General features: G+C 70.3%; 10 protein-coding genes. 5 read left to right on the plus strand and 5 right to left on the minus strand.

The genetic code is table 11. The annotated features are described in order from the left end of the window. Positions 1-7 precede the first annotated feature (7 nt). The 5 genes from alr to ACSQ2B_RS04655 all read left to right on the plus strand — a co-directional run bounded on the left by alr (position 8) and on the right by ACSQ2B_RS04655 (position 5,820). Positions 8-1,102, plus strand: a complete 1,095-nt coding sequence (gene alr, locus ACSQ2B_RS04635) for an alanine racemase (protein WP_436047766.1) — start codon at positions 8-10, stop codon at positions 1,100-1,102. A gap of 217 nt (positions 1,103-1,319) precedes the next feature. Then, entirely contained in the window at positions 1,320-2,690 is a 1,371-nt protein-coding gene (radA, locus tag ACSQ2B_RS04640; RefSeq protein ID WP_436047768.1) for a DNA repair protein RadA, read from the plus strand. Between the two features lie 6 nt (positions 2,691-2,696). Continuing rightward, on the plus strand, positions 2,697-3,305 hold the full coding sequence (locus ACSQ2B_RS04645) for a CvpA family protein (RefSeq protein ID WP_436047770.1): 609 nt from the start codon (positions 2,697-2,699) through the stop codon (positions 3,303-3,305). Then, positions 3,302-4,792 carry an amidophosphoribosyltransferase gene (purF, locus tag ACSQ2B_RS04650; RefSeq protein WP_436047772.1) on the plus strand — a complete coding sequence of 497 codons (1,491 nt, stop codon included), beginning with the start codon at positions 3,302-3,304 and terminating at the stop codon, positions 4,790-4,792. Before ACSQ2B_RS04645 ends, purF begins: the two co-directional genes overlap by 4 nt. After that, positions 4,789-5,820: a bile acid:sodium symporter family protein gene (locus ACSQ2B_RS04655; RefSeq protein ID WP_436047774.1), complete on the plus strand. Its 1,032-nt coding sequence runs from the start codon at positions 4,789-4,791 to the stop codon at positions 5,818-5,820. The genes purF and ACSQ2B_RS04655 overlap by 4 nt, the downstream gene beginning before the upstream one ends. 539 nt (positions 5,821-6,359) lie before the next feature. Here the strand turns inward: ACSQ2B_RS04655 and hflX are convergent. From hflX to ACSQ2B_RS04680, 5 genes are all read right to left on the minus strand, one after another. Then, the gene (gene hflX, locus ACSQ2B_RS04660; RefSeq protein WP_436047776.1) at positions 6,360-7,679 is read right to left on the minus strand and encodes a GTPase HflX; all 1,320 of its coding nucleotides are present in this window, start codon (positions 7,677-7,679) and stop codon (positions 6,360-6,362) included. Beyond that, entirely contained in the window at positions 7,676-7,921 is a 246-nt protein-coding gene (hfq, locus tag ACSQ2B_RS04665) for an RNA chaperone Hfq (RefSeq protein WP_436047777.1), read from the minus strand. Before hfq ends, hflX begins: the two co-directional genes overlap by 4 nt. Positions 7,922-8,023: 102 nt before the next feature. Then, a complete protein-coding gene (locus ACSQ2B_RS04670) occupies positions 8,024-8,884 on the minus strand; it encodes a D-amino-acid transaminase (protein ID WP_436047778.1) in 861 nt (286 codons plus the stop codon). Then, positions 8,884-10,275 carry a nitrogen assimilation response regulator NtrX gene (gene ntrX / locus ACSQ2B_RS04675; protein WP_436047779.1) on the minus strand — a complete coding sequence of 464 codons (1,392 nt, stop codon included), beginning with the start codon at positions 10,273-10,275 and terminating at the stop codon, positions 8,884-8,886. Before ntrX ends, ACSQ2B_RS04670 begins: the two co-directional genes overlap by 1 nt. A gap of 12 nt (positions 10,276-10,287) precedes the next feature. Continuing rightward, positions 10,288-12,501 (minus strand): ATP-binding protein, encoded by a 2,214-nt coding sequence (locus ACSQ2B_RS04680; protein ID WP_436049582.1) that lies wholly within the window; start codon positions 12,499-12,501, stop codon positions 10,288-10,290. Positions 12,502-12,504 lie beyond the last annotated feature (3 nt).

The raw sequence follows: 12,504 nt of genomic DNA on the forward strand, positions 1-12,504 counted from the left end.
GGCTCCCTTGCCCAGCGAGGCCGTCGCGCAGCTCAGCATTGACCTCGACGCCCTCGCCCACAACTATCGGGTCCTGGCGTCGGAGGCGGCCGGCGCGGCGGTGGCGCCGGTGGTCAAGGCCGACGGCTACGGCCTCGGCGCGGTCGCCATCGGCCGCCGGCTCTGGGCCGAGGGCGCGCGCAGCTTCTTCGTCGCCCGGCTGGCGGAAGGCGAGGCCCTGCGCGAAGGCCTGGGTCCGGAACGGCCGGCCGCCATCCATGTGTTCGACGGCCTGACGACGGGAAGCGGTCCGCGCCTGGTCGCCGCCGGCCTGACGCCCGTGCTGTCCAGCCTGCCCCAGGTCAGCGCGGCGACGGCCTTCGCCCGCCAGCTGGGCCGGCCCCTCACCGCCGGCCTGCACGTCGACACCGGCATGAACCGCCAGGGCGTCACGCCCGACGAGGCCCGCGCGCTCGCCCAGTCGATCGATCGGCTGCGCGGCCTCGACCTCGGCCTGGTGATCAGCCACCTGGGCGCGGGAACCGATCCTGCCGATCCCCACAACGGCCGGCAGCTCGAACGCTTCGCCGCGGTCCGGGCGCTGTTTCCCGAGGCGCGCGCCAGCCTGGCGGCCTCGGCGGGGATCTTCCTCGGGCCCGACTATCGCTTCGACCTGGTGCGGCCGGGGGTCAGCCTCTACGGCGGCGGCCCGCAGGAGCGGCCCGACCCGAGGCTGAAGGCAGTGGCGCGGCTGACCGCGCCCATCCTCGACATCCGCACCGTCCGTCCCGGCGAGCGCCTGGGCTACGGCGCCAAGGTCGTGCTCGAGCGGACCACCCGCGTGGCGATGGTCGGCGCGGGCTACGCCGACGGCATGATCCGGGCGGCGGGCGGCGGGGGCTACGCCTGGTTCGCCGGCGCCCGTCGCGCGCTCTTGTTCGTCAACATGGACCTCCTGGCGATCGACCTGGGCGACGCCGAGGCCCAGGCCGGCGAGATGGTCGAACTGCTCGGCGACAACGTCCATCTCGACGACCTCGCCGCCGCGGCCGGAACCGTGGCCCACGAAGTGCTGGTGCGGCTGGGACGCCGGGGCGAACGGACGTACGTCGGCGAGATCTGAGGCGCCGAACGCCCCCTCCGTCTCGCTACGCGAGCCACCTCCGCCGCTGCGCGCCGGAGGATCTGGGCCGAAGATGCTCCACCGTGAAACGGGGGAGCTGTCGCGAAGCGACTGAGGGGGCGTCCGGAGTCTCCACCCCCGTGACCTCGACCAAGGATCATCACGCGGCTTACCCCTGCCGTCGGCTACACTCACCCGTCCGAATCAGGAGAACGCCTTGGCCCGCGACGGCGCCGTCTACGTCTGCCAGTCCTGCGGGTCCGCCCAGACCAAATGGGCCGGCCAGTGCGCCGGCTGTGGGGCGTGGAACTCCCTGGTCGAGGAGGCGCAGAGCCGTCCGCCCGGCGCCATGGCCCCGGCCAAGGGCTCGCGCGCCCGCGGCCTCACCTTCGAGGGGCTGGAGGACGAGACCCTTCCCCCGCCGCGGATCGCCACGGGCGTCGATGAGTTCGACCGGGTTTGCGGCGGCGGCGTGGTGCCCGGCTCGGCCATCCTGCTGGGCGGCGATCCCGGCGTCGGCAAGTCCACCCTGCTGCTGCAGGTGGCCAGCCACGCGGCGCGCCGGGGCGTAGCCTGCGCCTACATCTCCGGCGAGGAGGCCGTCGAGCAGGTCCGCGGCCGCGCCCAGCGGATGGGCCTGGGCGACGCGCCCGTGAAGCTGGCCGCCGAGACCTCGCTGCGGGCGATCTCCGAGGGCCTCAAGCGCGAGAAGTTCGACCTGGTGGTGATCGACTCCATCCAGACCATGTGGAGCGACGCTCACGAGGCGGGCCCGGGTTCGGTGACCCAGGTGCGGGCCGCCGCCGGCGAGCTGGTGCGCCTGGCCAAGAAGCACGGCGTGGCGATGATCCTGGTCGGCCACGTCACCAAGGAGGGCGCGATCGCCGGTCCGCGGGTGATCGAGCACATGGTCGACGCCGTCTTCGCCTTCGAGGGCGAGCGCGGCTATCCGTTCCGCATCCTTCGCGGCGCCAAGAACCGCTTCGGCGCCACCGACGAGATCGGCGTGTTCGAAATGGGCGACGCCGGCCTGGCGGAGGTGAAGAACCCCTCAGCCCTCTTCCTCAACACCTCCGGCGAGCGGGCGGCCGGCGCCGCCGTCTTCGCCGGCATCGAAGGCTCCCGGCCCGTGCTGGTCGAGTTCCAAGCCCTGGTCGCGCCCTCGGCCTATGGCACGCCACGGCGCGCCGTGGTCGGCTGGGACTCAGGACGCCTGGCCATGGTGCTGGCGGTGCTGGAAGCCCGCTGCGGCCTGGCCTTCGGCGATCGCGACGTCTACCTCAACGTCGCCGGCGGCCTGCGCATCACCGAGCCGGCCGCGGACCTGGCCGCCGCCGCCGCGCTCGCCTCCTCCGCCCTCGACCAGGCCCTGCCGCAGGACTGCGTGGTCTTCGGCGAGATCAGCCTGTCGGGCGAGGTCCGGGCGGTGAGCCGCATGGACTCGCGCCTGAAAGAGGCCGCCAAGCTGGGTTTCCGCCGCGCCCTTGGCCCGACCGACGCCGGGAACGCCGCCGCGGCCTTGCACGTCACCGGGGCCTCGCGCCTCTCCGACGCCATCCGCCGCATCGGCGAAGCGGACTGGGGTTGAGCTGACGTGACCAAGTTCGACTACATCGTCCTGGCGCTGCTCCTGCTGTCCGGCCTGGTGGGCTTCAGCCGTGGCGCCGCGCGCGAGATCGTGGCGGTGGCCGCCCTCCTGGGCGGGGCGGCGGCGGCGGTGTTCGGCCTTCGCCCGGCCGCCCCGATCGCCGACCGGCTGATCCATCCGCACTGGCTGGCCGTGGCGGCCACCCTCATCGTCGTCTTCGTCGCCGTCTACGTCGTCGTGCGACTCGTCGGCGCAGGCCTTGTGCGGCGCGTGCACGGAACCAATGTGCTGGGCGCCCTGGACAGGACGGTCGGACTGCTGATCGGCCTGGTGCGGGGGCTCGTCGTCCTGGGCGCCCTCTATCTGATGTTCATCGCCGCAACGCCTGCCGATCTGCAGCCGAAGTGGATCACCGGCGCCCGAACCTGGCCGCTCGCGGCCAATATGGGCAGGCTGCTGCAGACCCTGGTCCCCAAGGGGCTGGACGTCGCGGGACGGCTGAAGCCGGCGTTCGAACGCGCGGTGCGTGAACCGCCGCGTGACAGAAGCACGACGGAAGGGTACGACGCCCGCCAGCGCGGCGAGGTGGATGACCTGGTGGAGAAATCCCGATGACTCAGGTGTTTGAGCGATATTCTGCACCTCAGCGCGATCCGGACGACGACACGCCCCGGCTCGAATGCGGCGTTTTTGGCATCTACGACGCTGAAGAGGCGGCGGGATTGACCGCGCTGGGCCTGCACGCCCTGCAGCACCGCGGCCAGGAAGCCTGCGGCATCGCCGCCTTCGACGGTCAAAAGTTCACCACCGAACGGCACATGGGCCAGGTCGGCGACGCCTTCGGCGGCGGCGGCCTCGGTGAACGCCTGCCGGGCCGCTTCGCCATCGGCCACACCCGCTACTCCACCGCGGGCGGCTCCTTCATCCGCAACGTCCAGCCGATGTTCGCCGATCTCGAGAGCGGCGGCGTGGCGCTCGCCCACAACGGCAACCTGACCAATTTTCTGACCCTGCGCGAGCAGCTGGTCGCCGCCGGCGCCATCTTCCAGTCCACCTCGGATTCAGAGGTCATTCTCCACCTGCTCGCCCGATCGCGGAAAGCCCGGCTGATCGAGCGCTTCATCGACGCCCTGATGCAGATCGAGGGCGGCTACGCCCTGGTCGCCCTGACCAACAAGAAGCTGATCGGCGTGCGCGACCCGCTGGGCATCCGCCCGCTGGTGCTGGGACAGCTGGACGGCAAGCCGGTGCTGGCGTCCGAAACCTGCGCCTTAGACATGATCGGCGCCCAGTTCGTGCGCGACATCGAGCACGGCGAGATGGTGGTGATCGACCACACCGGAATCGAGAGCATCCGCCCCTTCCCGGCCCAGCAGGCCCGCCCCTGCATCTTCGAATACGTCTACTTCGCCCGGCCGGACTCGGTGGTGAACGGCCGCTCGGTCTATGAGGTGCGCAAGCGCATGGGCCGCCGGCTGGCCCAGGAGACCCCGGCCGAGGTCGACGTGGTCGTGCCGGTGCCGGACTCCGGCGTGCCGGCCGCGCTCGGCTTCGCCCAGGAGGCGAACCTGCCCTTCGAGATGGGCATCATCCGCAACCACTATGTGGGCCGCACCTTCATCCAGCCGACCCAGGGCCAGCGCGAGATGGGGGTGCGCATGAAGCTCGCCCCGAACCGCTCGGTGCTGGCGGGCAAGCGGGTGATGCTGATCGACGACTCCATCGTCCGCGGCACCAATTCGGTGCGCGTGGTGCGCATGGTCCGCGAGGCCGGCGCCAAGGAAGTCCACCTGCGCTCGGCCTCGCCGCCGATCCAGTGGCCGGACTACTACGGCATCGACATGCCGGACCGCGAGAACCTGCTCGCCGCCAACCATTCGGTCGAAGAGATCGCCAAGATCCTGAACGTCGACTCGATGGGCTATCTGTCGGTCGACGGCCTCTACTGGGCCATGGAGGCCGGCGTCCGCGACGCCGCCAGTCCGCAGTTCACCGACCACTATTTCACCGGCGACTATCCCACCCGCCTCCTCGACCGCGAAATCGCGCTCGGCCGCAACGACGCGGTGGAACGCCAGCTCTCCTTCCTGGTCGACGCGTGAGTCCAGAAGCGGCGCGGAAACCGGGCCTCAGCCGGCTCGTGGGTCGGCTGAAGATCGACCGCTATCTCGTTCTGATCGTCCTCATGGTGGTCGCGGCCTCGCTCGCGCCGGCGCGCGGGACCGCGGCGCAGGCCTTCGAATGGATCACCAAGGTCGCCATCGGCCTGGTCTTCTTCCTGCACGGCGCGCGCCTGTCGCGCGAGGCGGTGATCGGCGGCATCACCCACTGGCGGCTGCACCTGGTGGTGCTGGCCTGCACCTTCGTGCTGTTCCCCCTGCTCTGCCTGGGCGCCGCGGCCCTGCCCGGCTGGATCACCCCGCCGGCCCTGGCCTCGGGCATCATCTTTCTGGGCTGCCTGCCCTCGACCATCCAGAGCTCGATCGGCTTCACCGTGATCGCCCGCGGCGACGTGCCGGCCGCCGTGGCCTCGGCCTCGGCCTCCAACCTGCTCGGCATGTTCCTCACGCCGCTGCTGGTCAGCCTGCTGCTGCACGCCCAGGGCGGCGTCTCCGCCGGCCAGGTCTGGGCCATCGTCCTGCAGCTGCTCGCGCCCTTCATCGCCGGCCAGGCGCTGCGCCGCTGGATCGGCGACTGGGTGAAGGCCCGCGGCAAGATCCTCGGCTACATCGACCGCGGCTCGATCCTGCTGGTGGTCTACACCGCCTTCTCCGGGGCGGTGGTGGAAGGCGTCTGGTCGCGCATCGGCGCCCTCGACCTCGTGCGCCTGCTGATCCTCTGCAGCGTGCTGCTCGCCGTGGTGCTGGCGGTCACCGCCTTCGCCGCCCGCGCGCTCAAATTCTCCAAGGAAGACGAGATCGCCATCGTCTTCTGCGGCTCGAAGAAGAGCCTGGCGAGCGGCGCGCCGATGGCCGGCGTGCTCTTTCCACCGGCGACGGCAGGCGTCGCCTTGCTCCCATTGATGCTGTTCCACCAGATCCAGCTGATGGCCTGCGCCATCATCGCCCAGTCCTACGCGCGGCGGGCGGAAGAGGCGCAGAAGCAGGAGCCGGCGAAGTCAGCGGCTTAGGGGCCTTTCAGATCCGCTCTTCCCCCAAGGCCCCATTCCCAATCTTTCCGTCATGGCCGGGCTCCGTCCCGGCCACCCATGAACGTCGAAGGTGCAGGATTCCCCCACTCGGTGTGCATAGGTTCCCGGCACAAGGCCGGGAATGACGTTGAGAAGGGGAGGATCAGGCAAACGGGTCCCGAAGTTCTCCAACGAAGTGCAACACCCGTTGGCAGCCGCCCCATCGCCGTCGTCCGTGCTGATCTCTATCGGCGGGGCCTCGTCGATCAGGCCGACTCCCCGCGACAGAGCGGCCCCTAAGTTCACGGCGGCAAGTCTGCTCTGGCTTTCGCGCCCGTCAAGGACGACCCGAAGGGTCGCCGCGAAGCGGGCGCGCCGGAGGCGCGCTCCTTGACGGGCGCGAAAACCAGAGCTCCAATCTCGCCATGGACCTTAAGGGCTTCCAGCATTCGATGAATGCAGGAGACAACCTTGGCTCAAGGTCCGGATCCCGCGAGCCAACGGACGTCTGCTGTCGCGCGTGGCCCTCCACCTGAACCCTAGTGCAGCCGAACCTCCGCTTTCGGATACAGCTGTTCGAACTGTCCCAGCGCCTGGGCCGACAGGCTGACCTCCAGGCGCACGCCGCCGTCCTTGAAGTCCTGCCGCTCCAGCACCCGGCCGCTGCGGTAGAGCCAGGCGACGGCCGCGCCGTCGCCGTCGGCGAGGACGACCTCGACGGGCGGCGCCTCGTCGACCAGGCCGGCGATCGCCTGCAGCAGCTCGGCGCAGCCTTCGCCGGTCACGGCCGAGACCACGATGGCCGGCGGGTGGGCGCGGCGGGCGTCGCCGCGCAGGCCCTCGCGCTGGTCCTCCGGGACCAGGTCGAACTTGTTCCAGACTTCGAGGATGCGGCGCGCCTCCATGTCGACCTCCAGCCGTCTGAGGACGGCGCGGACGTCTTCGGCCTGGGCGTCGCTCTCCTCCGAGGCGATGTCGCGCACATGCAGGACCACGTCGGCCTCGCGCACCTCCTCGAGCGTGGCGCGGAAGGCCTCGACCAGCTCGTGCGGCAGGTCGGAGATGAAGCCCACCGTGTCCGACAGGATGGCGGGCCGTCCGTCCGGCAGCTTCAGCGACCGCAGCGTCGGATCCAGGGTGGCGAACAGCATGTCCTCGGCCACCACCTCCGACTGGGTCAGCCGGTTGAACAGGGTCGACTTGCCGGCGTTGGTGTAGCCGACCAGGGCCACGACCGGATAGGGCACGCGCTTGCGCGCCGAGCGCTGCAGGGTGCGGGTGCGCCGCACCTCCACGAGGTCGCGCTTGAGCTTGCCGATCTTCTCGGCCAGCAGCCGCCGGTCGGTCTCGATCTGGGTTTCGCCGGGACCGCCCATGACGCCGAAGCCGCCGCGCTGGCGCTCCAGGTGGGTCCAGGTGCGCACCAGCCGCGAGCGCTCATAGGACAGCCGCGCGAGCTCGACCTGAAGCCGGCCCTCGCGGGTGCGGGCCCTGCGGGCGAAGATCTCCAGGATCAGGCCGGTGCGGTCGATGACCTTGGCCTGCCAGGCCTTTTCCAGGTTGCGCTGCTGCACCGGGGTCAGGGCGTCGTCGACGATGACGACATCGGCCTCGCGGTCCTCGACCAGGTGGCCGATCTCCTCGACCTTACCCTTGCCGAACAGGGTGGCCGGCGTGAGCTTGCGCAGGGTCACGACCATGCTCTCGCGGATCTCGAGATCGAGCGCGAGGGCCAGGCCGCAGGCCTCCTCGAGGCGCGCTAATGCGCCTCGCGAAGTACCGCGGCCTTCTCTGTCGGGATGGATGACGACGGCGCCTTGGACGGGCGCCTCGCGGTCAACGAATTTGGATGAGCTCAATCGGCGTCGTCTTCAGACGGCTCGTACAGCTGCACGGGCTGGGCCGGCATGATGGTGGAGATGGCGTGCTTGTAGACCAGTTGGGATTGTCCGTCCCTGCGCAGCAGAACGCAGAAGTTATCGAACCAGCTCACGACCCCCTGCAGCTTGACCCCATTTACCAGGAAGATGGTCAGCGGCGTCTTCGACTTGCGCACGCTGTTGAGGAAGGTGTCCTGAAGGTTCTGTTTCTTCTCGCTCATCGGCTTTTCCGCCTCTTTTTTTAGACGAGCGGCCAAGCGCCGCCCACACACGCAAAGTTAGGCTAAGCAACTATCCATTCCGCGCGCAACCGCTCGCTTGGATCAGACGGCCCCTGCCCGCACACGCTCGATATAGAGGCGACGGAGCCTTGTCGCCAGCGGCCCTGGCGAACCATTTCCGACTGGCTTGCCGTCGACGGCCACGACGGGCAGCACCAGGGCGCCGGCGCCGGTGATGAAGGCCTCCTTCGCCGCGACCGCTTCGGCGGGCGTGAAGGGCCGCTCGTCGAGCTGCAGGCCTTCCTCGGCGATCACGTCCATCAGCGTCAGGCGGGTGACGCCGCGCAGGATGTTGGCGTTGGTGTCGCGGGTGCGCAGCCGCCCGTCGGCGTCGACGATCCAGGCGTTCGACGAGGCGCCTTCGGTGACGAAGCCCAGGTCGTCGACGAACCAGGCCTCCGCCGCGCCCGCCTCCTTGGCCTTCTGCTTGGCCAGCGCGTTGGGCAGCAGACCCACCGTCTTGATGTCGCAACGTCCCCAGCGGTTCTCCGGCGTCGTCACCACGGAGACGCCCTTGGCGGCCTTGGCCTCGGCCGCGGCGCGGTCGACGGCCTTGACGGTGATCACGACGGCCGGACGCACGTCCGTCGGAAAGGCGTGGTCGCGCGGGGCGACGCCGCGACTGACCTGCAGATAGACGAGGCCGTCGCGGATGCGGTTGCGCCGCACCGCCTCGCGCAGCACCAGCGTCAGGGCCCGGCGGCTCATCGGCATGGCGATCCGCAGCTCCGACAGGCTGCGCTCCAGCCGGGCGAAATGCCCTTCGGCGTCGGCGAGCTTGCCGTCGAACAGCGACCAGACCTCGTAGATCGCGTCGGCCAGCTGGTAGCCGCGGTCCTCGATGTGGACGACGGCCTGGCCATGCGGAAGGAAGCGGCCGTTCACATAGGCGATCCGCCCCATCAGCCGACCTCTTCTTCCAGGGCGCGACCGCTGGTGAGGCCTAGCGATTTCAGCTTCCGGTGCAGGGCCGAGCGCTCCATGCCGATGAAGGCGGCGGTGCGCGAGATGTTGCCGGAGAAGCGCAGCATCTGGGCGTTGAGATATTCGCGCTCGAACACCTCGCGCGCCTCGCGCAGCGGCAGGGCGATGATGCGTTCGGCGCCGAGCGAGGCGTTCGCCTGGTTCACCGCGGCCTCGGCCGGCAGCATGTCGGCGGTGATCGGCTCCGACGGCGCGCCCGAGGCCAGGATCAGCATCCGCTCGATGTTGTTGCGCAGCTGGCGCAGGTTGCCCGGCCAGGCGCGGACCTGCAGCGCCGCCAGGGCGTCGTCGGCCAGCAGCCGCCGGGGCATGCCGGTCGCCTCGCAGATGCGGTTGATGAAATAGTCCACCAGCTCGGGGATGTCCTCGCGCCGCTCGGCCAGGCCCGGGACGTTCACCGGCACCACGTTCAGGCGGTGGAACAGGTCCTCGCGGAATCGCCCCGCGGCGATCTCCTCGCGCAGGTCGCGAGAGGTCGAGGAGACCACGCGCACGTCGACCTGCACGTCGCTGTCGCCGCCCACGCGCCGGAAACGCTGCTCGACCAGCACCCGCAGGATCCGGCTCTGGGTCTCGCGCGGCATGTCGGCGACCTCGTCGAGGTAGAGGGTGCCGGCGTGGGCCCGCTCGAAGACGCCGATCTTGGCGGGCCGGCCGTTCTCGCCCTCTTCGCCGAACAGTTCGACGTCCATGCGCTCGGGCGTCATGCCGGCGGCGCTGATGGCGACAAACTCGCCGCGGGCGCGCGGCGAGCCGGTGTGGATCAGCCGCGCCACCGTCTCCTTGCCGGCCCCCGGCGGGCCCGAGATCAGCACCCGGCTGTTGGCCGGCGCCAGCTTGGCGATCGTCTGGCGCAGCTGCTGCGAGGCCATCGAACGGCCCATCAGCCCCTCGGGCGTGATCGCCTGGGTGCGCAGCCGGCGGTTTTCACGGCGCAGATTGGTGGTCTCGAGCGCGCGCTCCACCACCAGCAGCAGCCGGTCGGACTTGAACGGCTTCTCCAGGAACTCGTAGGCCCCGCGCTTTATCGCCGAGACCGCCGTCTCGATGTTGCCGTGGCCGGAGATCATGATCACCGGCAGGTCGGCGTCGAGCGCCTTGACCATGTCCAGCAGCTCCAGCCCGTCCATCCCGCCGCCGGTCATCCAGATGTCGAGGATCAGCAGCGCCGGCTTGCGCGCCCGAAACGCCGCCAGGGCCTCCTCGGAACTGGCCGCAGTGCGCACCGAATAGCCCTCGTCGGCGAGGATCCCCGCCACCAGGTCTCGGATGTCGGCCTCGTCGTCGACCACGAGTACGTCAGACGCCATGCAACAAGTCCTTTAAGCGGTCACGGTTCGGGCCGCGGATTGCGGTCGCACCCGCGCGCTGGCGGGCAATCTCAGAATGGCGAGCGCGCCGTCGCCGGCGGACGCGTCCGTCAGCTCCAGCTCGCCGCCGTGGTCTTCCAGGATTCGCTTTACAATTGCGAGGCCGAGGCCGGTGCCCTTCTCGCGAGTGGTCACATAGGGCTCGGTCAGCCGGTCGCGATCCTTGGCGGGCAGGCCCACGCCATTGTCCTCGACCTCGAAGGCGACGCCGTGCTCGTCGGCGATCAGCCGGGCGTGAACGCGTCCCGGCGCCTTGGGCTGGCCGGCGCGGCGGGCCTCGACGGCCTCGACGGCGTTCTTCAGGACATTGGTCAGGGCCTGGGCCAGCATCCGCCCGTCCGCGAGCAGGGTCACCGCCGGCGGCTCGTCCAGGTCGACGTCGATCTCCGGACTCGCCACCCGCTGGGCGAAGACCGCCTCGCGCAGCAGTTCGGCGGCGTCCTGTTCGGCGAACTTCGGCGTCGGCATCCGCGCGAAGGCGGAGAATTCGTCGACCATCCGGCCGATGTCGCCGACCTGGCGCACGATGGTGTCGGTGCAGCGGTCGAAGGTCTCGAGCTCGGCCGGCTGGATATCCTTGCGGTACTTCTTGCGCAGCCGCTCGGCCGAAAGCTGGATCGGCGTCAGCGGGTTTTTGATCTCGTGGGCGATGCGGCGGGCGACGTCGCGCCAGGCGGCGTTGCGCTGGGCTGTGACCAACCGGGTGATGTCGTCGAAGGTCAGCACCAGGCCGTCCTCCGACCGGCTCGCCCGGACCCTCAGCCGGCGGGTCTCGCGGCCGCGAACCACGTCGACCTCCTCCTCGGCCGCGCCGGATCCGGCGGCCTCCAGCACGGCGACGAACTCCGGCGCGACCTCGTTCAGCGGCCGTCCGCGCGGATCGCCCGGCAGGCCGAGCAAGGCCGCCGCCTGGCTGTTGGCGGCCGAGATGCGGCGCCGCGCATCCAGGCCGATGACGCCGGCGCTGACGCCCGCGAGCACGGTCTCGATGAACTGACGGTCGCTCTCGGCCTCTTCGCGGGCGCGGCGAAGCGCTTCCTGCTGATCCTGAAGATCATGGGTCATACTATTGAAAGCACGGGACAAGACGGCGATCTCTTCAGGATCTGCTTCAGCATCGACCCGGGCGCTGAGATCGCCGCTGGCCACGCGGCCGGCCGCCTGCACCAGGCGCGCGACCGGGGCGGAGATGTTGCTCGCCGCGGCCATGCCGAGCCAGACGGCGCCCAGCACCATCAGCAGCGCCGTCTCGGCGTAGCTCAGGGCGAAGATGGCCTGGATGCGGGCCCGGCTGACCGCCGCTTCGCGATAGGCGACGAGCGAGCCCTCGGCCTCGCGCAGGTGGTTGAGGATGCCCTTCTCCACCGGCCGGACCACATAGAGGTAGGCGTCCGGATAGGCGCTGAGCCGATAGACGGCGCGCATGAGGTCCGCCTGCTCGACCGGGCGCACCGAGATATCGCCCTCGTCCGCGGCCTTGAAGCTCGAGACCGGAGGGACGACGTAGCCGGGCGCGTCGCCGCTCTCGGCCCGGGCGAGCACCCGGCCCTCATGGTCGACCAGATAGGCGGCCGGGAAGGCGTGGTAGGAGGCCAGCACCGCCAGATAGTGGCTGAAGCTGATCGGGCTGGAGCGCAGATGCGGCGCTTCGCGGTTCAGGTCGCCGCCCATCGTGGTCACGTGGTCGCCGATGTAGCGCTTCTGGTCGTCGACATAGGAGCGGAAGACCGTGGCGGAGTTCTCGACCACGGTCTGCACCCGCCCGCCCAGCCAGCGGTCGACGCCCTGGTTGACCAGCACCCCCATGAACAACGCCACGACCACGGCGGGCGCCACGGCGGCGAAGGCGAACAGGGTGACGAAGCGAAGGTGCAGCCGGGCGCCCGCGTCGCTCTCGCGCGCATGGACCAGGCCGACGAACTGGAGGGCGACCACGGTCGCCAGGGCCAGGATCAGCACCAGGTTGAAGCCGAGAACCGTCAGGATCAGCCGGCTCGCCGGACCGATCGGCCCGCTCTCCGGCGGCGAGGCGGCGAGCATGATGCTGACCGCCGTCAGCGCGATGGCGATCCCGTAGCCGGCGCCCAGGACGACGCGCGCCTGCAGCATGCGCCAGACACGCTGGACGCCCGGGCTGTTACGGATGCGATTGGCAAGCCACGACATCAA

The sequence above is a fragment of the Phenylobacterium sp. LjRoot225 genome, assembly GCF_964252855.1.
Lineage (GTDB): Bacteria > Pseudomonadota > Alphaproteobacteria > Caulobacterales > Caulobacteraceae > Phenylobacterium.